19 protein-coding genes, 1 CRISPR repeat array and 2 riboswitches (1 of these 22 cut by a window edge) are annotated in these 22,253 nt (G+C 38.7%); of the genes, 4 read left to right on the plus strand and 15 right to left on the minus strand.

All coding sequences use genetic code 11. The annotated features are described in order from the left end of the window. Nucleotides 1-3: 3 nt before the first annotated feature. Nucleotides 4-127, minus strand: a riboswitch (cyclic di-AMP (ydaO/yuaA leader). A gap of 122 nt (nucleotides 128-249) precedes the next feature. Beyond that, a riboswitch (cyclic di-AMP (ydaO/yuaA leader) is annotated at nucleotides 250-372 on the minus strand. A 125-nt stretch (nucleotides 373-497) separates the two neighbouring features. Then, on the plus strand, nucleotides 498-1,910 hold the full coding sequence (locus tag FWJ32_RS08715) for a hypothetical protein (protein ID WP_149545569.1): 1,413 nt from the start codon (nucleotides 498-500) through the stop codon (nucleotides 1,908-1,910). Here FWJ32_RS08715 and FWJ32_RS08720 read toward each other — a convergent pair. After that, nucleotides 1,907-3,019, minus strand: coding sequence for a CapA family protein (locus FWJ32_RS08720; RefSeq protein WP_149545570.1), 1,113 nt, complete (start codon nucleotides 3,017-3,019; stop codon nucleotides 1,907-1,909). The two genes, FWJ32_RS08715 and FWJ32_RS08720, sit on opposite strands and share 4 nt — an antisense overlap. 151 nt (nucleotides 3,020-3,170) lie before the next feature. Between FWJ32_RS08720 and FWJ32_RS08725 the strand changes: the two genes are divergently transcribed. After that, nucleotides 3,171-3,698: a ferredoxin domain-containing protein gene (locus tag FWJ32_RS08725; RefSeq protein ID WP_149545571.1), complete on the plus strand. Its 528-nt coding sequence runs from the start codon at nucleotides 3,171-3,173 to the stop codon at nucleotides 3,696-3,698. A gap of 16 nt (nucleotides 3,699-3,714) precedes the next feature. Here FWJ32_RS08725 and FWJ32_RS08730 read toward each other — a convergent pair whose 3' ends face one another. From FWJ32_RS08730 to FWJ32_RS08740, 3 genes are all read right to left on the minus strand, one after another. Next, on the minus strand, nucleotides 3,715-5,142 hold the full coding sequence (locus FWJ32_RS08730; protein WP_149545572.1) for a stalk domain-containing protein: 1,428 nt from the start codon (nucleotides 5,140-5,142) through the stop codon (nucleotides 3,715-3,717). Between the two features lie 236 nt (nucleotides 5,143-5,378). After that, a complete protein-coding gene (locus tag FWJ32_RS08735; RefSeq protein ID WP_149545573.1) occupies nucleotides 5,379-6,305 on the minus strand; it encodes a radical SAM protein in 927 nt (308 codons plus the stop codon). Between the two features lie 5 nt (nucleotides 6,306-6,310). Beyond that, entirely contained in the window at nucleotides 6,311-6,850 is a 540-nt protein-coding gene (locus tag FWJ32_RS08740; protein WP_238988838.1) for a GNAT family N-acetyltransferase, read from the minus strand. A gap of 119 nt (nucleotides 6,851-6,969) precedes the next feature. On the opposite strand from FWJ32_RS08740, the gene FWJ32_RS08745 reads away from it, so the two are divergent. Continuing rightward, complete coding sequence (locus FWJ32_RS08745; protein ID WP_149545574.1) at nucleotides 6,970-7,359, plus strand: ribonuclease FAU-1 family protein; 390 nt, start codon at nucleotides 6,970-6,972, stop codon at nucleotides 7,357-7,359. A 113-nt stretch (nucleotides 7,360-7,472) separates the two neighbouring features. Here the strand turns inward: FWJ32_RS08745 and FWJ32_RS08750 are convergent, their stop codons facing one another. From FWJ32_RS08750 to FWJ32_RS08800, 11 genes are all read right to left on the minus strand, one after another. Then, a complete protein-coding gene (locus tag FWJ32_RS08750) occupies nucleotides 7,473-8,075 on the minus strand; it encodes a DUF445 domain-containing protein (protein ID WP_149545575.1) in 603 nt (200 codons plus the stop codon). 40 nt (nucleotides 8,076-8,115) lie between these two features. After that, the gene (locus FWJ32_RS08755; protein WP_238988839.1) at nucleotides 8,116-9,042 is read right to left on the minus strand and encodes an ROK family protein; all 927 of its coding nucleotides are present in this window, start codon (nucleotides 9,040-9,042) and stop codon (nucleotides 8,116-8,118) included. A gap of 43 nt (nucleotides 9,043-9,085) precedes the next feature. Next, entirely contained in the window at nucleotides 9,086-9,841 is a 756-nt protein-coding gene (gene cas6, locus FWJ32_RS08760; protein WP_149545576.1) for a CRISPR-associated endoribonuclease Cas6, read from the minus strand. A gap of 59 nt (nucleotides 9,842-9,900) precedes the next feature. Continuing rightward, the gene (gene cas2, locus FWJ32_RS08765; RefSeq protein WP_149545577.1) at nucleotides 9,901-10,164 is read right to left on the minus strand and encodes a CRISPR-associated endonuclease Cas2; all 264 of its coding nucleotides are present in this window, start codon (nucleotides 10,162-10,164) and stop codon (nucleotides 9,901-9,903) included. Between the two features lie 12 nt (nucleotides 10,165-10,176). Further along, entirely contained in the window at nucleotides 10,177-11,235 is a 1,059-nt protein-coding gene (gene csm5 / locus FWJ32_RS08770) for a type III-A CRISPR-associated RAMP protein Csm5 (protein WP_149545578.1), read from the minus strand. Next, nucleotides 11,232-12,158 (minus strand): type III-A CRISPR-associated RAMP protein Csm4, encoded by a 927-nt coding sequence (gene csm4 / locus FWJ32_RS08775; protein ID WP_149545579.1) that lies wholly within the window; start codon nucleotides 12,156-12,158, stop codon nucleotides 11,232-11,234. The genes csm5 and csm4 overlap by 4 nt, the downstream gene beginning before the upstream one ends. 14 nt (nucleotides 12,159-12,172) lie before the next feature. Then, the gene (csm3, locus tag FWJ32_RS08780) at nucleotides 12,173-12,964 is read right to left on the minus strand and encodes a type III-A CRISPR-associated RAMP protein Csm3 (protein WP_203227644.1); all 792 of its coding nucleotides are present in this window, start codon (nucleotides 12,962-12,964) and stop codon (nucleotides 12,173-12,175) included. Between the two features lie 17 nt (nucleotides 12,965-12,981). Next, nucleotides 12,982-13,695, minus strand: coding sequence for a type III-A CRISPR-associated protein Csm2 (gene csm2 / locus FWJ32_RS08785; RefSeq protein ID WP_149545580.1), 714 nt, complete (start codon nucleotides 13,693-13,695; stop codon nucleotides 12,982-12,984). Further along, entirely contained in the window at nucleotides 13,692-15,902 is a 2,211-nt protein-coding gene (cas10, locus tag FWJ32_RS08790; RefSeq protein WP_149545581.1) for a type III-A CRISPR-associated protein Cas10/Csm1, read from the minus strand. Before cas10 ends, csm2 begins: the two co-directional genes overlap by 4 nt. 12 nt (nucleotides 15,903-15,914) lie before the next feature. Next, entirely contained in the window at nucleotides 15,915-17,348 is a 1,434-nt protein-coding gene (locus FWJ32_RS08795) for a TIGR02710 family CRISPR-associated CARF protein (protein WP_238988840.1), read from the minus strand. A gap of 84 nt (nucleotides 17,349-17,432) precedes the next feature. Further along, a complete protein-coding gene (locus FWJ32_RS08800) occupies nucleotides 17,433-18,089 on the minus strand; it encodes a TM1812 family CRISPR-associated protein (protein WP_203227645.1) in 657 nt (218 codons plus the stop codon). Nucleotides 18,090-18,586: 497 nt separating this feature from the next. Between FWJ32_RS08800 and FWJ32_RS08805 the strand changes: the two genes are divergently transcribed. Further along, the gene (locus tag FWJ32_RS08805) at nucleotides 18,587-18,904 is read left to right on the plus strand and encodes an integrase core domain-containing protein (RefSeq protein ID WP_162523576.1); all 318 of its coding nucleotides are present in this window, start codon (nucleotides 18,587-18,589) and stop codon (nucleotides 18,902-18,904) included. 74 nt (nucleotides 18,905-18,978) lie between these two features. After that, nucleotides 18,979-22,253: direct repeats of the CRISPR family, unit length 30 nt; unit sequence ATTTCAATTCTACAATGGTCCGATTTAAAC (it continues 4,553 nt past the right edge of the window).

The following is a 22,253-nucleotide window of genomic DNA, read 5'->3' on the forward strand; positions in this document are numbered from 1 at the left end:
GACAACTCCCCTTTCTACGCTTACGAGGTTAGCTGACGGGTTAGGGCTGAAAGAGTTGGCCCTTCCTTACGGATTCACCCCGGATAGTTGGTTCCCCCGCTCCTTTTGGATTCAGCGTTAATTTAATATTATATTTAATTTTATACTGCAGAATACGGACATTCCTCATCTGCAAAACCTATTTCTGTAGCAGAATATAAACTTTAGTAAAAGAAAAGCTATGGAGAAACCATAGCTTTCATTAGTCTACTCTCCTCTTTCAATGCTTACGAGGTTAGCTGACGGGTTAGAGCTGAAAGAGTTGCTCTTCCTTACGGATTCACCCCGGATAATTGGTTCCCCCGCTCCTTTCGGATTCAGCAGTTAATTTAATATTGAATTGGTGATTTTATTTTAATATAATAGAATGGATTTGTCAATAGAGTGATAACAAAATTTTGTTGTTATTTTTCGACATATTTATATATAATTTAATTCAATTTATTTGGAGGTTGGCAATGAAAAACTATAAACAGATAATTAAAGATTCAAGAGGGAATAAGGAGCAGATGCACAGGTTTTTTGAAGAGATATCTGCTGAAATCACCTCAAACAATTACATCCTTACAATGGACTACTCTGTAAACAACATGTACAATTTTTTTAAAGCTTTCAGGTTTAACAGGTTTATAAAGTCATTCCCTTCAGAATTTACCCTGCCCGTAATTGAAGGGCTGCGATTTATTGAGGTTAATCTACCTGAGTGCATAAATCTCTCGGAGGAAAATATTAAGGCCTTTGTACCTTTAAAAGAGAACCTGTTACAAATTCTGGAGGGGGTTTTATACGCTATTGATGATCTAAACATCCTCCTATCATTATATGAACAGGAGTTAGTGGTTAAAGATGTAACAAGTGACCTACGACCTTTATATGACAGTGACCATCAATTTATTGACGATATGATGGGTTATCTGTATGCTGCAATAGAGAAAGACGAGAACGGAACCACTGTCAATAAAAACATTAAAAGCCTTATACTGCTCTTGCCCATGGGTTTTGTCAAAAACGAGTTCCTATCATATGTGGAAAGGGTTTTAAATGAGGCTCTTTCCAATATGTCACCCTCTGGCATTAAAGCAGTATGTCAAAATCTCGCCAGCCTCACCAACCATACGTCCAATCCATATTACCTTAAGCTTTATGAAATAGCTAAGGAATATGGACTGGATAAAAGGCCGGGCGGCCTTTCATATGAAGAGATAGTCTCAGGTATGCATTTTATAAGTTTCTTTTCCAATGCATTAAATCTCTTCAAATCAATTTTAACCTCCATTCTTTCAATTGGAGATATCATAACAGACAGCCTGGCCGCAAACTGCATCGACATGAATAATTACTTATATTTAAGCAGTATGATTGATGACTATATAAACGGCAGAAGGATAGCGGTAAAACTATCTCCTCCTGACAGAAGCATGATGAAAGATCACCTAAAACTTCTCTCCACCTTAACCCAGTACGGCAATGAGTTTATTTCGTCAGGTATTGATACTCTGACACTCTCACAGGTAATATACAAAGGCATGGGGTTTGCTTTTTATGACACAAAGGAGGACAACCTATTATCAGAGCTATTTAATCTTTTCGAGCATGACATGGATGAGAACCCAGCCGAAGAAGAATTTATAGATGATAACATAAAGGATATCGTAAAAATGATAGATGACGAGATAAGCCATTTTCCTGCATTCTTCAGAAAGGAAAGGATGAAATATATTATGAACATTCTACCGGTAGGGTTTAATAGCATGGATGAGTTGCATGAATATATCCATATGAGTTTGGACACATTGAGCAATGAACGGTCGTTGTATTATGTCGAGACACTGGTGGCATCGCTTATAAGCAAAAACGAGGGTCATGACTAATCCCGACCCTCAATCCTTATCTTCCCTGTAGCCTTTTCAATATTTATCTGCGTATCAAATTCCTCTGAAAGGGACTTTAACATGTCCAGTATTTCTTCTCCTTTTTCACCGGTGGCCGGTGTTGGCTTTACCTTATCCTCTATTACAAAGGGACTAATAACCGCTTCACTCAATTTACCGTCATTAAAATTGAGCCCAAGGACTATACTTTCTTTATTTCTACTGTCATTCTGGTCAAAGACAAAATTCCCGAGACTGTAGGCTACAAGGCCACCCTTGTATACCTCAATACCCTGAAGTATATGCGGATGACTCCCTATTACCACGCTGGCCCCGGCATCTATCATCTCATGGGCCATCTGCCGCTGTTCTGCAGGAACTATGGTGCTCTCCTCAACACCCCAGTGTGGCATGACGATGACTATGTCAGCAGCTTCTCTTGCCTTCTTTATATCATCAACTATCGTCCCTATGTCCAAGGGGGCTGTCCCGCATCTGTCCTTTAGCGCCTCCATAGTCCTGCCATCCCTGCTCCATTTTACATTGTAAAACTGGTTATACCCCAGCACGGCTACCTTTATGCCATCTATGTCCTTTATATACGGTGTCCTGGACTCTGCTATGTTACTCCCGGCACCTACAGTCGATATACCATTTTTTCTTAATATGTCCACGGTATCCATAAAGGCATCCTCACCATAGTCCATGGTATGGTTGTTGGCAAGGGAGAGGACATCAAATCCAAGGTATTTAAGCGTCTCTACTGCCTCAGGCCTGGCCCTCAGGTATATGCCTTTTCCCTCCATTTTCTCCCCTCTCTCGGATATGACACACTCCAGGTTTCCGACAGCCATATCTGACTGTATATATGGTTTAATATCCTCAAATGGTCCTGTGTATCCCTGGTTCTTAAGCCTTGTGCCAACCCCTCTTCCCAGCATGATATCCCCAACTGCGGTGATATAGGTATGCCTCGTCACTGCTCCAGGCTCTTTTGTTTCACCTCCATCATATGTGACCTCCCCTACAGTCCTATCAACAGCTTTGACAGTGCATCCTGATAAAAAAATCGACATAAGAATCAAAAATAAAGACAGATATTTTTTCATACCTTCATTATACCATTAAGGTATTGTTTCTGCGACAATAAATTGCCTTATCCTGTAATACCATCCACAGGCATTCTTGATACATACAACCAGTCTGCGTACTTTACACCATTAAATTTTTGAATTAAAATGTATACAGGGAGGGATACATATGGATATAATGGAAATTGTGGCAGGTCTTATGGAACTTTCTGCCAGAACAGCCCCCAAGGCGTCAGGCCAGGACTATGTGGAGTCAAAAATATTAACGGGAGACATCTTAGACCAACTTGCCGACGAAATGGCGAAATTTGGCCAAGAGGTTAAAAAGGTCAATTTCGACAGGGATGGCAATAATGTGAGGAATTCTGACGCCGTGCTCCTTCTGTCACTCAAAGAGCCAAGGGATGCCGGCCTTAACTGCGGAGCGTGTGGATATGAGGATTGTGCAAGTTACCGCAGCGCAGGCAAAAAAGAAGGCCCTGAGTTTAAGGGGCCAATATGCGCGTGGAGGCTTTTAGATTTAGGGATTGCCCTCGGCTCTGCTGTAAAGACAGCCAGCATATTAAACGCAGATAACCGCATCATGTATCGTGTGGGTGTGGTGGCACGAAAAATGGGCCTTATAGAAGGCGACATTGTTGTGGGGATACCCATCTCCGCGACAGGTAAAAGCATATATTTCGACAGAAAGAATTAAGCTGCCTATAAGCAGCTTAATTTATTATTACCGCATCTTTCCCTCCTACATTGGTAAAGAATGCAGCCATATGGGTTACACTGTACGTACCATCCTCATTTTTTTCAATTTCTTCAGTTTTAAAGGCAGATGGATACGTGCTGAATGTGTCCATGTAGTAAACCCCGCCTCCAACAGTTTTGCCTGGATACTGGGACTCTACCTCTCTTAATATTTCCCCCATCCAATTGGATATGTCCGTTTTGTGACCATTAAGCAGCGCAGAGAGCCAGTTATGATAGCTTACACCAGACCCGTCAAAGGCAGCCAGGACTATAATATTACCCTCGTCTGATTCTGATACAGAAAACCAGTCTATCCAGATGTCAAGGTCATTGATATTTGCATATGAGTAATTGTCAGCCAGATACTGTGCAAAGTCTTCATAGCTCATCTCTCTCCTGAGGTCATCAAATGTCATGTCAATGGCCTGGCCCTTTATCATATCTTTAACCTCATTGATAGGTATGGCAAAGTTGATGTTCTGCCCGGCTAAATATGTGGCAAACGTTATACCGATAACCTCTCCCCTGCTGTTGAAAAGCGCACCACCACTGCTCCCGAAAGAGACCGGTGCTGTAAACTGTATGTCCCCATTCCTGATGGCGCTTACTATTCCCTCTGAAACAGTATTGTCAAGGCCAAGAGGACTTCCTATAGCCACCACCTTTTCCCCTACCTCCACATTGTCAGAATCACCCAGAGACACAAAGGGGAAGTCCTCGCCTTCCACCTTCAAGACAGCTATATCTCTTTTCGTGTCGTAATACCTCACCACGCCCGCCTTGTACCTGTCCTCTCCCAGCACAAATTCGGCCGTATCAATTCCCTTTATCACATGATAGTTAGTAACTACAGAACCGGAGGAATCTATTAAAAATCCACTCCCTTCGGATATCTCTTCTCCATTTCTGTTGTATCCGATGATACTGCCTACTGCCCTTTGGTTCCTGGCTATTTCCACGGTCGACAGATCTTCAGAGCTCTTTTCCCTGTAATTAACCGTTATTGTTTGGGTATCATTGTTATAGTTTACGTTGCCATCAAAAGACTCACCTATAAACCTCAATGGGACAAAGGTATATCCGTCAATAATCCTTGCAGCCTCAGAAAGCGGCACGGCCTGGCCATTTACATAGCCATTGCTGCTGCCTATGGTAAGCTGTACAACCCTATCTCCTTTTATTCCTGTCACCGTCCTTGTCTCATCATTCCAGTACACCTTGGCCCCCATAGCCTCAAAGAACGGGCGCATCGGCACAAGTGTAGTACCATTCTCTATAATTGGAGCAGGATTAAATTTATGGTTCTCGCCATTTATATAAATGCTGACCCCTGCCGCATAAGCCGGCACAACAGCCAAAAGTACAGAGACCATGATGATAAAAATTATCGCCCTCTTCATTTTAATCACCTCTCTCACATTATATCACATTTGCCCGACACAACCCTCCCTGACTAATATCCCTTTGTTTTAGAAAACCGTGCACTAAACCTGCGGCCATCACTGCGTTTTTACATTTAGATCCACAAATATACAGGCACACCTTGGCTCGCTATACAGTAAACTGCAGCCGTAGAGTCCCTCATCTAATCAATATAACTGATGCGTTTATATCGGTCAAATTCAGTAAGTATACCTTACATGCCATGTTCTATAGGTTCTGGCACTGTCAAGCCCTCTAAGTCAAAGTCAGGTACATACTCATCTGAAGAAGATTCCATTTCCTGTACATATCCGTTTTCAAGGCCAATGTTAAAGAAATAGTCTATTATAGAGTCATACTCCTTCTCTGTAACCCTCTTATTTAACTCAGGAATGTCCTTTGCCCTGTAGAGAGGCACGTATTGTGACATTATGCTCACGTATACCCCTGCTGGCAGATTACCCCTTATCCAGTCCAGTACCCGTTTGGAGTCCTCCAGTTGTCCCGGTATCATTAAATGCCTTATAATGAGGCCCTTTTTGATGATGCCCTCATCATCTAAGGCCACTTCGCCAACCTGATGATACATCTCTAAGATAGCCTTAGTGGCTACATCAAAGTAGTGCGGAGCCGACGAGAGGCGGAAAGCCAACATATCGTCATTATACTTCAGGTCTGGAAGATATACATCCACCAGTCCGGTTAACATCTTTAATGCCTCGACATTTTCATAGGCATTGGTGTTATAGACCACCGGTATGGCCAGGCCGCTTTCCTTTGCCAGCCTTATAGCCTCTGCTACCTGAGGTATATATATAGTAGGAGTCACAAGGTTTATGTTGTGGGCGCCTTTATCCTGCAGCCTTAAAAACACAGTGGCAAGTTCCCTGATGCCCACCTCTTTGCCGAAATCCTCCTGGCTTATCCTGTAATTCTGACAGAACTTACACCTCAAGTTGCAGCCAGAAAAGAACACTGTACCGGAGCCTTTTGTCCCGCTTATACAGGGTTCCTCCCACTGGTGAAGGTAGGCCTTGGCAACCTTTACCTTATCATCTGCTCTGCAGATGCCCGTCTCTCCCTTTCTCCTGTTTACCCTGCAGTCCCACGGGCACAGCCTGCATTCTTCCAGCGCCTCCATGCATCTCACCCCTTTCTGAACTCCTCCTCCAGGATACCCATAATATATTCGTTTACATACCTGCCATGCTTGTATACGGCCTCTCTTATAAGCCCTTCCTTTTTAAAGCCGCACTTCTCATAACACCTTATAGCCCTCTCATTGAAGTCGTAAACATGCAGATACACCCTGTGCATGTTCATCTCATTGAAAAGAAAATCAAGCAGGAGTCTTATGGCCTCAGCCCCAAGACCGCGGTTTCTATTCTCTTCTCTTCCTATACCTATAGCAATCTCACAGTTCCTGTTCTTCCAGTCTACATTATGATAGGATATGTTACCAATATACTCTCTGTTCTCATTGAGTATGATTGCAAACTCACCCGACTGTCTTCTGTCCTTATCTCTTTGAGCCCTTTCCCTCACAGATTCAACAGTGGCCGGATATGGCACCCCCGGTATCTTATAATCCCTGGCATCCTCGCTGTTTCTTATCTCTACAAACTTCTCATAGTATTCCTCAGTAAAAGGCACAAGCTCTACCCTCTCACCCTTAAACATCGTCATAACCACCCCCCAGAAATATTATATTGAATTATACCATGACAGAAACGGGGATACAATGTTAAAATGATATGGGGGTGTATATATGGTCTTGCCAGAACATGCGGTTGTAAAACTAAAAGATGAAATTATGGATAGATGATTATGACCTCGGCCTGTTTAAGATTCAGAAAAAAGATGAGGGATTAGAGGTATACTTCAAAGACAGGATGTTTAACATTTTCAGGATAGTGCGAAATGGCTCGCTGGTTGGGTACTACATAAACATGTCCAGCCCCGTCCGTAAGTACATGAACAAACTGGAGTTTACTGATTATGCCATAGATATATGTATATCTCCTGACGGCAGATATGAAATCCTCGACATGGACGAGTATGAGGAGTTCAAGTACAGAATAGATGATGATGAAAACAAAAAGATGCTAATGGAATTTGAGGATATTAAAAAATCCCTCGAAACAGGAGGGATTGGATATATAAATGACCTGCTGTCTGTACTTTTAAATAATTGAGGGTGTCATGACAATATATGCATATATGAAGCCCCTATAAGCTTGAAAACTTTATAAATGTCAGGTAGATGAGGGCAGCAGACATGCACACAGGATAAGCCCACAAATCCAAATCAAATTACCTGCACCAGTATCCCCTCAACTAATCCAATGACAAGCCCAAGAATTCCGCCTATTATCTCTATCCCTCTAAGTTCTTTCCCTGCAGCATAGAGTGCAAGCTCCTCCACCTTGGAAAGCTCAAACCCGTTTATCTTATCCTCCACAATCTTCTTTATGTTTACCCTCTCTGTAAGCTGTTCTATCACCCGTCCAGAATCATTTTCTATAAAGTCGGTAACCTCCTCCATGACGGCCTTTTTCACATAGTCTGCTATCATCCCTTTGAACATAGATGGTATATATGATGGAATCTTCTTCTTTATTATAAGGTCAAGCCTATCCTCAACTGAAGATAGTATCTTTTCCCTGTCGGCATCACCAACAAGGTTGTTTATAATATCATTTATAGAAATAAGCTCTCTCTCCACTATCTCGCCAAGGCTGCCCGCAATATCCCCACGCCTTTTTGGAATTAACCCCTGTATCTCGATATTAAGCACAGGTATTATTATTGGGTTGTACGGTCTGAAAAGCATCATTATAGCGAGATAGTTTGTAAACCATCCTATTACAAAGCCCACTGCCGACGAAATGATTATGCTTAAAATGTTCAATTGTTACACCTCATGATAAGTATATCATTTATATGAGACACTATTCCATGGAAAGATTATACACCAGTGATGCAGCGCCTACTATACCTATATCTTCCCCCAGTTTGGCCCTCACAACCTGGACAGTCTCGTAGTTTGTCGGAAGTGCCCTTTCCTCAATCACCTGTATCATCTTTTCATAGTACATGTCCCATGCCTTTGAGACACCCCCGCCTATTGCTATCATCTCTGGATTAAATGAATTTATTACATTGGTAAGCCCAACACCGAGGTATAGTGCCTCATCATCCACCAACCTTACAGCAAGTGGATCGCCCATCTTAGCAGCCTCAAACACGTCTTCAGCCCGGATGTTTTCATATCCTGCGAGAATTGAATCACTGCATCCCTCCACGGCTTCTCTTGCAAACCTTGCCAGTGCTGTCCCAGACGCCATGACCTCGAAGCAGCCATAGTTTCCACAACCACATCTTGGCCCTTTATAGTCTATAGTGGCATGTCCCACCTCCAGTGCATTGGCGTTTTCACCTTCATAGAACCTCCCGTTTAATACAGCACCTCCACCTATCCCGGTGCTCACTGTAATGTATATAAAGTTTTGAACCCCTCTCCCTGCCCCAAAGAGCCACTCCCCTAGTGCCGCTGCATTGGCATCATTATTTAAAAGTACATTGACACCATACCTATCTCTTAATATATCAGCTAAAGGAATATCTCTCCACTCCGGAAGGTTTGGTGGGCATACAACCACTCCTTTTTTAGAGTCAATGGGGCCAGGCGAACCTACTCCTATCCCCTGTATATCTCTTGTGTTTTCAATTATTTTGTCTATGATACCCATCATTTCTCTTATACTCTCATCGGGCCCTTTTGTCGCAAATACTTCCCTGAAAATTATTCTGCCATCCCTATCTACAAGGCCGATAGCCGTCTTTGTCCCACCTATATCAATTCCTATGGCATTCACTATATCACACCTCCACGAAAACTCATGATACACAGTCCATTTGCTAAATCTTTTCGATCATACCAAACCCCAGGGAATTCTTCTCACCAAGCCCCGCATGGTATGCTATCCACATAAGGTCTTTGTCTCCTGACATGATAAACGGTGCAAGGTATCCTTTTATGTATGTACCCTTAAAGTTTATCAGCTTCCCTTTGGGGTGATTTTTGAGATATTCCTTATCAAAGTAAATATGCAAATCCTTATCTTCGGCGCTGCTCTGTACCATAAGTTCATACTTCCTCTTTAGATTTTTTATCAGATTTTCTTTGAATCCATCTTCATTGATATTCATATCCCTCGGTTTTAATTTACCATCAATCTCTCTTTTTGTACTCATTGTGATCGGCGACAGACATAGAAATCTGTTTTCACCATCTTCAAACCTTGGCTCTTGTAAGGCCTCAATCTCTTCTATCTTTAAAATGGCCTTTCCTATCCTCATCTCCCCCATATTGAGCATACTTGAGGCCAAGTCCTGCATAAACTTTACAACGGGTGAAGATATGTACAGGTCTACCTTACCCCTAAACCTCAGATATGGGCCATTAACATCATAAAAATCCAGCATCCTCAAACCGGAATATGTAAATAACTTGAAATGTTTACCACCATACACAAAACCTTCATCATGCAATAATCTCGAAAACTCTGCATCCTCCTCGTTCAACAGATGATATATATATGAGGTTATAAAATAGTTGTAGTTAATGTCCAGCGTCTGCATGTCATCTGTAAACATCCTTACCCTTATTCTCAATTTATATCATCCCTCTCAATGCATCTAAATTATAACAAAAAAAGATGTCAAACAACACCTTAAATGAGATTATCAGTAGGATTTTTCTCAATACCCATTATGGTTTTCTCCACAAATTTATCGTCGGGCATTCTAAAGATAATCACCGAGTCTTCTTTTCCTTTTATAATTTTTGATAAACCATTCTTCATCTTATAAAACTGACCTTCAGTAAGTTCACCTTCAAATACAGAATTCTGAATCCAGTTCAAATATGTCCTTAAAAATTTCATTACTTTACCAACCCTCTTTACATCTACATCATATACAACTATCACATACATTTAACCACCACATCAACCTATCTCCAGTTTGCACCAGCCCATTGTCCAGTATTTACCACCGTCCATTATAATCCTCTTAGATACTGGAAATAGTCCCTTGTTTTTTAATTTTTTAAAAGTATTAGCAACCTTCATCCTGTTGTCGTCATTTAGCAGTTCTATAACCGTGTTGTTTTCAATACCACATCCAAAGCCCAACCTGAAGTTTGCCCCACCAGTCTTAATCTCATTAAAATAATTTGATACGCCATGAAATCTCTCTTCTTCTTTTATAAGGTTATCCTTAAAGAAACTTTGACTTTTCTCTATTGTCCCTTTAACATCCGCTATCCCTCTGACATTGAGCTTCTTTGCTGTATACTCGTCGATGATCAGTGTACCTGCAAATGTCACATTTGGTTTTATACATTCTCTGTATATCTCATATCCAACAATTTCTCTGCTGTATCTACCAGTGCTTGTCTTGTTCACAGTATCTACCCTGTATATTGCACTTATATTCTCATCGTTACTGAACAGATCTGAGACCTTAACCGCTTTAAATATATCAGTATTTGCTGACGGAGAGTACCCATATACTGATGTCCTCAATATATTTTGCATAAAATTACTGGAATTATTTACGTCAAACCCGTTGTTCAACTTTAACCTGTTGTCGTCGTAACCCCACATTGTATTTAATATTGCAGTCCTCAGGGCCCCCTTAAGACTGGAGCCGGGTATGAACGGCCTGTTTTCCAGCATATCAATGATATTTTCTTTAATTACATTTCCCTCAGAGAAGTTGCGATAGTATGATGGGAGCACCCTCCTTGATATACTTTTTACAAAATCAATTATGTTTGCATCCAGTCTATTGCGGTTTTTATTTAAAAAATCGGAGATTGAAGGGGTACCAGCTTCACTGTATTTTTCCCACAGCCCAAGTTCATTCAGTCTGTAAGCCAGTTTATATAAATCAATTATATACAGGTTGCCATTATTGTAAAAATAACCCGATGATGTTATCTCCTCATTGCTACCGCCAATATGCACCGGCGATAATGTTGTGAGTTTTATATTGTAAATCATATGGAAGCCTCCCTCGCCGGTATATTAAAGGCCAGGCCATATCTATAGACCTTATCTATGGACTTACCCTTTACATCAATCACAAGTATCTTTCCGCTTATATCTTCTTTAAAGATCGCTCCCTCACCAAGCATCCTGCACATATACATCACTGCATTACCATCAGTAAAGTTGGTCCACCAGCGCCTGTCTATTATCCTGTAACTTACTGCGCTCCTTTTAAAACTCTTACTATCATCTGGGTAAATAAGAGAGAGTGACACATACCTCTCCGGTTTATCCGGTATCTTAATCTCCACAGCATCTATAAATTCCGGTACAAACCTACCAAATCCACAACTCCTCATACCGCCCAAACCTTTATCCCCAAGGTACTTTAACAATACCTTTAAACTCTTCCAGTCATCCTCATCACAGTCAACCAAAAAGTGAAGACCGCAGTTTTTATTAAAGACAACAGCCGCCGAATAGAAAAGGCTTGATACCTTGGTTATCCTGTCCAGAGCAACCCTTGGCCTTATATATGAACTTACACTTCTGCTCTCCTTAAAATTATTACTGGAATTCATAAACAGTTCCCAGTTGATTTTACCTCTGTTAATAAGGTCTTCAAAACAATGTTTATCAACGAATCTGGTAGATTTAATCAGTTTTCTCTTCTCCAATATTGCTTTTGCATCTGCGCCATCAAAGTCATTGATATTTAACGGAGGTACATAAAAATAAAGTATATCACCTACAAATGGAAAAGCAGATGTGACCCTTATATCTTTAAAATCAACTCCCGTCTCTTTAGAAGATATATATATGGCGCTATATATGGTGTCTGAATGTATGTAGTCAAGGGAATTCTCCACACCTATACCCTTTTCACCTATATGCATAGGTGTGTAAAAATTCAACTTAATATCTCTTAAAAACAAAGGGCTCACCCCTCCTATTCAAAGTACCTTATAATTTCGTCAACATCTGCTGTATCCATATCCGGAATTTCTACCTCTTTTACAGGTGTATTGCCAAAATAATAGTTGGACAACCGTACCTCTGTCTTTAATCCTTTGATCCTCAGCCTGCCATATCCCCTGGATACACTGCCTCCCAACCCCTCGTCCTGAAGCAGCTTTAAAAGTCCTATTATTGTCTTAATGTCCTCTTTAACCTCTTCGCCATCTTCTTTCATATCCTGATCTACAGTATATGTAATAGTAAAGCCAAACTTAGCCCCCCTTGGAACCCTTTCCATCTGCCGCGGAGTCGCTGCCGATGTTATCCTGTCTAGGGTATTTTCATATTTAATTTCCGTTAAATATCTCTCCATACTATCAAGTTCAATCTCATCCTTGTTGATTAAGAACGCATCGCTTACAGAGATCCTCGATGGCCTGCTGTTCTCCTTATCTGTAGCTCCAAAAATTCTGCAGACAATGCATTCAGGTTCCATACATTCATGCCTTCTAACCGGTCTTTTATCTGTGGCAGAATTCCTGTTAAAATACTCATCACCATTTTTCTTTGCAGCCTCACTCTGTTCCAGAAGGCTACGCATCTTGCCCTTTATTGAGCTTCCAGGAATATATGGCTCGTTGGAAATTGGGTCTCTTAATACAGGATTATCAACACCACCCACCTCTGATATATTCTCAGAACCGCCTATATGCATACCTGTAATAAGGTCTATCTCGCCTGAAAGTATAATGTTGCCATAAAACTTACCAGTCCTCATCGACATATCCCATACCTCCATCTCTATTTTTCTCTTCCACCATATACCTTGTGGTAAACTATCAAAGCCTCAATCAAGCGGTCTAACTTTAAGAATTGATTAAAGCCACGAATGCCATCATCGGTTATTCTTGATATAAAGACATCTATTATGTTAACTATCTCTTTCAACTGCGTATGCCTTGTAGCAAAATAATCAAAATTGACCTTAAGAGATAGCAGATACTCCCTTCTAAACTCATCGCTTCTGTTGACATAGTTATTTCTTATTTTTTTAGTAGAATCAAGAAACCTTCGCATTTCAGTGTTTTTAGCGTCATGGGCTATAGCAATATTGGCCAGGGCTCTTCCAAGAAACACAATATCTCTATCAGATATGTCATTTATATCTTTGCTCTTTAAAAAATCAGTTATATACTTCAGGATGGAGTCTTCTGTAACAGCCCTTCTATCAATGTACAGTATGGAAGGGGTTATCTTCGTATTTGACTGCCTGAAGTTATGTCTGTCTCTTTGTCTTGCTTGTTCAGAATCTGAAATGCTATTAAGAAAGTTTTCATAATCCTGCCTTAACTTTTCTACCTTGCTGTCTTCTACATCACTTAAGTCAAAGTTTAGGATTTCTTCTATTTTCTCTTTATCCCTATCTTTCTTATCACCATTTTTACCTCTATTACCAATATTATCCTGAAAAATCCTGTACCTTATAGCCTCAAGCAGTATATCTTCTGTATTCATTTAATTTCCTCCTTTCTTGTGAGCAGCAATGCAACTTCCAGTGCGCAGGCAAGCAGTCTTGCTTTTTTGCTGTTTAATGCTTTATGCCTCACATCTCTCCACAAATTACTTTTAACATTATTTTTCTTTTCAACCATGTTCATGACATAGTTTATATAGACCACATTATAGTAGCTCTTACCTTTTCTATTCCTTTCAGACCCCTTTAAAACATTATAAATGTCTTGGATACTTCCTTTAGAATAGTCTGTTGCCACATAACTGTCGTTAAGGTCAGCACCTGCAAGCAGATTGTTTAGATAGGCTATAACGCTGTCTTTGTTTAAGTAAAAATCGTTCCATGAAAATACATTATTGAAGATTGAAATAGAATTTTTACTCTCATTTTCTTTTGCTCTTCTTTCCGCACCTTCAGATATTTCAGCCAGCTTATATATGGGTACATCAGGGTCTGCTAAAACTATACCCCCTGATATGTTTAAACCATTGTGAAAACCTGTGTATTTTTTAAACTCATCATAGGTAATAATGGCTGCATCTATAACATCATCCCATGTCCCTATGAGGAACAGATCGTCACCACCTGCATAAACCAGGTTAACGTCCATAGGTCTGCCTTTGAGTATATCTATACGCCCCGACCTAACTTTTAGCTTATCAGGTAGCCTCTCGCAGAAAAATATACTAAGCCTTTCTGATAGCTCCGCATAAGATATCAGATCCACGGGGGTCGTACTGAAAATATTTCCGAGATTATCTACATCTGCTCTAAAAACCCCAATCCTCTTATCACCGATGGCTTTTCCTGCCAGGTTATCTATGCTATCTTCCGTACTGAAACTACCATTGAAAACATATATACACCCTGTATTCTCTACATCAAAACTGTGGGTAAATTCATCCTTTGGTATGTTAAATATAAACTTATGGTTATAAGATTCAACAGGTAGGCCAGGCCCACTATAAAGCTTATCAGCTATTTTAAACCCATGAGCACAATCTATAACACGCCCAAGCTCCATTATATTATCGCAAAATTTACATACTTTTACCTCCATACCTGTAATGTCTTCTTCCTTAAATAAACCATGACAAACGGGACACTCTACCAATCTAGCTCCATCACCACGTAATACTTTGACCCCGTCAAATATGTCATCAATCTGGTCAAGCCACTTCCTTGATTTCACACCATTCAGCTTATCTGCCAATGTCATCAGATAGTCCTTTGTATCCCCTTTAAGGTCATTTGCTGATACATTTAAAGTCGCCGCCGATACAAACAACGTACCCCCGAATCTGTCAAAAATAAATCTATTTAAGCTTGAAACCTCTTTATCTATAGTTTCTTTTATTTCATCTCTATTAGGAAGGAGCAAAATACCACCGCCACCAGCATTGATAACTATATTTGTTCGTGGCAGGTTGAACTTCGTAAGCAGGCTGTAAAACAAATCCTCAAGTAGAAGCTCAAGGTAAAATGATTTGGCCCTTATCGTCTTGAGAGCTCCTTTTGAAGAAACAGTATAGATGGTATCCTGAATTCCAGAGTAATCTACTTGCAAGAGAAGATATCTCTTTTCATCATCTTTCAGTGCACCATATATGAGCTTGTCTGATAAATGCTCTGAAAAATAATACATATCACACATAGCCAGTGCAGTTATAAACTTTGAGTGAAAATAAAATGATTTTCTCAGATCAGTATGATTCAGCTGAGGCAGGTTAAGAGTATATCGCCTCAATAGATTTAAAAGATATGTGCTATCCTTTGATTTAACCTCTCTACTTAAGCTGCTGGCAATATCAAAGAGGCTCTCACCATTACCTGCTGGTTCATCTACAAGAACAGCATTATAAGATGGTTCACTATAATATTGTCTTTCGGCCTTCCCATTTACTAACGTACATACTGACATAAGGTTGACATCGCCAAAAGTCTCATCCTCTTTATGTCTCCTATTAAATACTTTCTCACCATTATTAACAAAACCTGCCAGGTTTCTTATAAATATGTCTGGTGCTTTATCCGGATCCTCATGAAACAATATGATATTTGATATATCTTCATCATTAAAAATCTTTCTTGCCCATAAAGATCCACTTTCCGCATGGCCGATCTTCTTAAATTCAGGAATTAAAGACACAATACCTCCAATGTCATGGAAGAGAGAAGCAGTATAAAGTTTCTCTTGCGCACTGTTCAAGCAATCGCCCCCTTACAGGTTTATTACTATAAACTGGAAATCATTATCCAATTGTTTAAAATCTACCTCCTCCAGCCTGCAAAACTCATTTAATATTTTAAAGACAAGATCATTAAACTTGACATACTCCGTCTCAGAAAGTATGCTGTACCCATGTGCATATACAGAGCTATTTCTGAGCTGAGATATATTAAACAGATTGCCTATGCTCAACTGCAGGCATAGCTCATCTCCAATTGCCTTTAATAAGATATAATCATTGAGCAACGATAGGTTCTCCGGCAGGACATTTATTTTTTTCATTCCCTTTTCCAATACTGAATTCATCTTCTTTAAAACTTCTTCGTTTGGTATGTCTAGTTTGCTGTAATCAGGCCTAGCCGTATCTATATCATACCTTGCAAGCCTTATCTGCCCTATCAGCTCAAGAACCCTGTAAAGTAACAATATCGATGTGTCATATTTCCTTTCTCTGGCCCTTCTTGCAGCATTCTCATATATTGTAAACAGCAGTGACAAATATTTATCTTTATCCTTCAAGACTGAGAAAACATTTTTATCATTTTTAAAATCCCTTAAAGGACTTATCAGTAGATATTGTTTTTTTAATGCCTCATAATACTGCAGTGCTTTCAGATTACCTTCAACCGGCCTCCACGAGTCCATGAGATCAAGCAGATCTTTTAATTTTACCACAGCCTCATTGAAATTAAGATTATCCCATGCCCTGTAAATATTTGAAAGAATTTTCATAAAAGTATAGTTTCTGTCCGCAGCTTTCAATTCCAGTTCATAAAAAATATCGAATGCAGAAGCAAACTCATTGTTATTAAAAAGGCTAAGTGCCTTGTCTTTCTCCAGGTCACCTAAAACATCATAGGGATTTTTAACAAACTCAAGTCTCTCGGTACCCGGTTCTGGCTTTCTCATTTTGCTATTGTATGTACTCGCAACATATACAAGGTCCATCTTAAAATATGCCCCTGCCATCGCTATGCCTGCAGACATCGCCTTTGTCCCACCCGTAAAATCAATAGCGGCATTTTTGGGGCTCTTCCATCTATCAACATAGATTTTTTTTATTGCACGATATATATCCACAGGGTCATCCTTGCTTATCTCCTCCACAACAAACTGAGACGGCATCAAACCCGTTTCCTTTACTACAACATCAAGGTTCTTAAGTGAATCAGGAGTATACAAAAACAATACTTTTTTGGGTTTCAAGGCCAGGATAGTCAAAACCAAAGGTTCATAGGAAAAGCCAAGAGACAGAATTAGATAATCATAATTGCTGCATCTGTTACTCCATTCATTTATAAATTTTTTCTTAACAAGAGGAAATATCTCCGTGGAGTAAAAATCTTCTGCCTCATTGGCTGGCATGTTCTCCCATTGGTTCCTTAATTGTTTTAAGGCTTCATCAAAACCAGTATTTTCATACATAAAATTCGTCATCCCCTTCCTCATACCTCATGTACAAAAAGTAATGACCGGCTGTCATGTATAGATTTAACTAAACATGTCTATTTAAGTTTCTTCCGAATTTCCCACCTCTTGAGCTCCTTGATAAATAACTTCTATTTCAGTTATAGCCTTATCTAAAAATCCCTTAAAGCTATTATATTTATTAAAAGTTGGTCTCCAGCCAGCATGGTTAATATCATTTCTCATATTGGCAATATTATAAATCTCCTCTGCAAGTTTTGATATTGCACTATCTTGCAATATTTCACCAACAAGCGATTTAGCTTGATCGTCCTCGGGGGTTTGAGATGTTTCTAAATTATTATTATTTTTTAATTTTTGTACAGTTATCCCATTAATCATCTTACTAATTTCTTCTCTGCCATGAACATCGCATTTGTCAACACCAATCCTGTCACACAAAAATGTTAATATACCCTCTTCCAGTATAGTCAAACCCTGCTGAATTAAATTATGTCCATTACACCATCTGACAACCTCTATCGTATTTTTAAATTCATCATCCTGTGAAAAGTTTTTAAATAAATCACTCAATATTTTAAAGAGTGGAGTCATTGGCTTTACATATGATTTTTCGGTTACTTCTATAGCCCTTTCTAACGAATCAGCTAAAGAAAGAGCAGACTCAGAAAGCAATGGCCCCCTGCATGTAGCTATATTATCAGTAAATTCTTTTAATTTTTTGCCCATATTCTCCAATACATTTTTATCCTCAACTTTTCCTTTAACCTACATTTCCTTTCTGCCCTCATTAATAAGGTCAACTATAACTTTTGTATTTACCAGTTCCCAAAAAAGTAAAAAGTTTTACACTCACTTTGCATCACCTTCAGTAAATTCTATTTTAATACAATATTCTACAAAGATTTATAAATTCCTCTTAAAAAACTATTATTTTTAATAATTTTTCCAGACATAGATTTTAAAAATACATTGTACCGCTATATTCATTTCAATTCTGAAAACCTGTAAACTGTACATTTTCCAGCTTCAATCTATTGAAATAGCCATTCAAACGGTTTAACTTCCAACATCATCGCAGGTTCACAAATATGTGATGCATTGCTACTAAGTCCTTAGTCCATAAAAAAGAGTTGATTTACAACTATATTGACCCCTTATTATCATCGAATCTTGACCCCTCAAAATAAAAAACATGCACTCTCCTTATCACAATATAGGGGATGGACCTTTTCTTGCCAATAGAAAGGCACCATAAGCCTACAGTGGAACTTCAGGAATTTTGCAAACGCCAGGGTATATTACACGAGCGAATACCCGTGAAATCATCGGAAAGAAATCCTAATATAGAGCGATTTTTCAGAACATTGAAGGAGGAGTTTGTCAATCTAAATAAGTTTGATGGGTATAGCTCGTTTATAAGAGGACTTGATAAGTTTATAATGGATTACAATACTATAAAGCCCCATCAAACACTGGGACATATGACGCCAAACAAATTCTACAAAGAAATTTTAAGAAATAATGCGAGTCGAAGAGTATTAGTCGTTTAAGTCCAAATAATCGTGGACCAGTACAGTCCGATTTGAACTCCAGATATGGAACTCTAATATTACACACATTTTATATTTCAATTCTACAATGGTCCGATTTAAACTACACGCCCGTCCGAGTGAACTATTAAATATTCCAAAATTTCAATTCTACAATGGTCCGATTTAAACCCTTGCCGATTCGCATAATCTCTTTGTACTGCTAATGATTTCAATTCTACAATGGTCCGATTTAAACCCTATACAGGTACTCATCAATACCATAGGCTTCTTCGTAACCCATTTCAATTCTACAATGGTCCGATTTAAACCTCTAAAATTTCATCGTCCATACAATAACCTGTTAATATTTCAATTCTACAATGGTCCGATTTAAACACAAATCCAATCATAATGAATAGTGTCAATGATATTCATTTCAATTCTACAATGGTCCGATTTAAACAAAACTTTTTCAATTAGTTCCACCTCCTTTCAATTCATTTCAATTCTACAATGGTCCGATTTAAACATAAAAGGCTTGTATCCCGCTCAGTTCCCATTTAAATATTTCAATTCTACAATGGTCCGATTTAAACTGAAATTTTACGATTATTCATTAAACCAGTATGACTAATTTCAATTCTACAATGGTCCGATTTAAACTCTTAAGGAGGGATATATTTTGTTAGACGAAGTAAAATTTCAATTCTACAATGGTCCGATTTAAACAAGTAAATGAGCGTATTGATAAACTTATTGATACTATATTTCAATTCTACAATGGTCCGATTTAAACGAAATTTTTGAACAAATACCAGCTTAATGATATGGATTTCAATTCTACAATGGTCCGATTTAAACTAAGCTCAAGCCTGCTTGTCTTCTCCATCTCCAAATCAATTTCAATTCTACAATGGTCCGATTTAAACACCTTTGGAATATCAAATACTAATGGTGTAGCTGATTTCAATTCTACAATGGTCCGATTTAAACAAATGCTATCAATGTTTTTTTATTGTCATCATCCCATATTTCAATTCTACAATGGTCCGATTTAAACCCATTCAATACTGAGAAATCGTTTAAATATAATTTTATATTTCAATTCTACAATGGTCCGATTTAAACAATTTCCAATTAAATTATCTGAATTACAACTAAATTCATTTCAATTCTACAATGGTCCGATTTAAACAAGTACAGACAAAGCAGAACCGCCTGATTGCTATAAAATTTCAATTCTACAATGGTCCGATTTAAACCCAGGAAACCCAGGTTCCTGGTGGATGACGTTCCTGCATTTCAATTCTACAATGGTCCGATTTAAACACCTTTGGAATATCAAATACTAATGGTGTAGCTGATTTCAATTCTACAATGGTCCGATTTAAACAGGTTGTGGGGAGAAAGGAGGGGCAATAAGGACCTGATTTCAATTCTACAATGGTCCGATTTAAACCAGCAGGCAGGGGGAATAACTCTTCCTGGTCAATGAATTTCAATTCTACAATGGTCCGATTTAAACGCTGGCAATATTTTGAATTCTACACTGGTCCGATTGAATTTCAATTCTACAATGGTCCGATTTAAACAAAACTTTTTCAATTAGTTCCACCTCCTTTCAATTCATTTCAATTCTACAATGGTCCGATTTAAACAGTTACTGAGGGGCATATAGCAGATGGAGATCTTTAATTTCAATTCTACAATGGTCCGATTTAAACGGATGCTGTAATGGCAAGAGTAGGGGTAGATTTAGCATTTCAATTCTACAATGGTCCGATTTAAACTGGATCTTCTTCTAAAGCTCTGACTTCATTAGGTGTTTTAATGCCATTTATTTCAATTCTACAATGGTCCGATTTAAACAAGTAAATGAGCGTATTGATAAACTTATTGATACTATATTTCAATTCTACAATGGTCCGATTTAAACTATAAAAAGGCACGTATCTAAAACTTTTCATATTTTATTTCAATTCTACAATGGTCCGATTTAAACGAAACTTTCTTTAAATGTTTCAGCTATCTCTGATACATTTCAATTCTACAATGGTCCGATTTAAACTATTTAGATACAGATTTAAATAACATTAAAGTTTAATTTCAATTCTACAATGGTCCGATTTAAACAAGGCAGAGCACTAAAGCCCTGCTTTTGTTTAGTTTATTTCAATTCTACAATGGTCCGATTTAAACTTTTTTCCTTTCAGGTATAATATGACTATTATGCCTATTTCAATTCTACAATGGTCCGATTTAAACTGGAGACCACTTTCTGGTCTCCCTCTGGAGAAAGTAATTTCAATTCTACAATGGTCCGATTTAAACCAGGACTGCCGTCCACCAGGAACCGAGGCTTCCTGGATTTCAATTCTACAATGGTCCGATTTAAACTATAGTGCTGTGTAGATGGCACGTTATACTAAACTGATTTCAATTCTACAATGGTCCGATTTAAACAAGGCTGCAGGACCTCAGAACTGCGCCTGCTATCAAATTTCAATTCTACAATGGTCCGATTTAAACTCCTGCAGCTCCTCGTCAGTGAGCTGCAGCTGGTTGAATTTCAATTCTACAATGGTCCGATTTAAACCTATCACCTTACTGCCTTTATTAGTTTCTTCCAAAGAATTTCAATTCTACAATGGTCCGATTTAAACTTCGCTGGCAACATGCTCCTTGCCGAGGGCGTAACGGATTTCAATTCTACAATGGTCCGATTTAAACAAATGGAAGAAAATCATCGTCATTTATTAATACTTTATTTCAATTCTACAATGGTCCGATTTAAACCAGAGCCTTTCTCAGACCTAAGACTAAATATGATGTTACATTTCAATTCTACAATGGTCCGATTTAAACCAAGCAGCAGGGTACCTGCTCGCCAGGCGAAAAAATATTTCAATTCTACAATGGTCCGATTTAAACCAGTTTACGACCTTTTAAAGCCGTCTTGCCAGTTTTATTTCAATTCTACAATGGTCCGATTTAAACCATATTGGATAGGCATGCCGGAGTACTAAATCTTCCCATTTCAATTCTACAATGGTCCGATTTAAACCACGCCAAATTTAAAAATTTTGTGCGTTCGCATAAGATTTCAATTCTACAATGGTCCGATTTAAACAATTGACGATGGCAACAAGTATAGGGTGAGAATTCAAATTTCAATTCTACAATGGTCCGATTTAAACTCATATTTACAACTTTCAATAAGCTTTTTTAGCTTATATTTCAATTCTACAATGGTCCGATTTAAACGAGAGCAGTTAGGTTGGGACCTCGCCAACCTAACTGTATTTCAATTCTACAATGGTCCGATTTAAACAAAATATAATAAAAATCTTCCTGTAGAAATGCTCAT

It is taken from the genome of Calorimonas adulescens, assembly GCF_008274215.1.
Lineage (GTDB): Bacteria > Bacillota > Thermoanaerobacteria > Thermoanaerobacterales > UBA4877 > Calorimonas > Calorimonas adulescens.

Bases quoted from the DNA above. Each gene is read 5' to 3' on its own strand.
- cas2 (WP_149545577.1), bottom strand. From the start codon at position 10,164: ATGTATGTGATAGTTGTATATGATGTAGATGTAAAGAGGGTTGGTAAA.
- FWJ32_RS08725 (WP_149545571.1), top strand. From the start codon at position 3,171: ATGGATATAATGGAAATTGTGGCAGGTCTTATGGAACTTTCTGCCAGA.
- csm2 (WP_149545580.1), bottom strand. From the start codon at position 13,695: ATGAATACAGAAGATATACTGCTTGAGGCTATAAGGTACAGGATTTTT.
- FWJ32_RS08745 (WP_149545574.1), top strand. From the start codon at position 6,970: ATGAAATTATGGATAGATGATTATGACCTCGGCCTGTTTAAGATTCAG.
- FWJ32_RS08795 (WP_238988840.1), bottom strand. From the start codon at position 17,348: ATGTATGAAAATACTGGTTTTGATGAAGCCTTAAAACAATTAAGGAAC.
- FWJ32_RS08730 (WP_149545572.1), bottom strand. From the start codon at position 5,142: ATGAAGAGGGCGATAATTTTTATCATCATGGTCTCTGTACTTTTGGCT.
- FWJ32_RS08715 (WP_149545569.1), top strand. From the start codon at position 498: ATGAAAAACTATAAACAGATAATTAAAGATTCAAGAGGGAATAAGGAG.
- FWJ32_RS08735 (WP_149545573.1), bottom strand. From the start codon at position 6,305: ATGGAGGCGCTGGAAGAATGCAGGCTGTGCCCGTGGGACTGCAGGGTA.
- csm5 (WP_149545578.1), bottom strand. From the start codon at position 11,235: ATGATTTACAATATAAAACTCACAACATTATCGCCGGTGCATATTGGC.
- FWJ32_RS08720 (WP_149545570.1), bottom strand. From the start codon at position 3,019: ATGAAAAAATATCTGTCTTTATTTTTGATTCTTATGTCGATTTTTTTA.
- csm3 (WP_203227644.1), bottom strand. From the start codon at position 12,964: ATGTCGATGAGGACTGGTAAGTTTTATGGCAACATTATACTTTCAGGC.
- FWJ32_RS08740 (WP_238988838.1), bottom strand. From the start codon at position 6,850: ATGACGATGTTTAAGGGTGAGAGGGTAGAGCTTGTGCCTTTTACTGAG.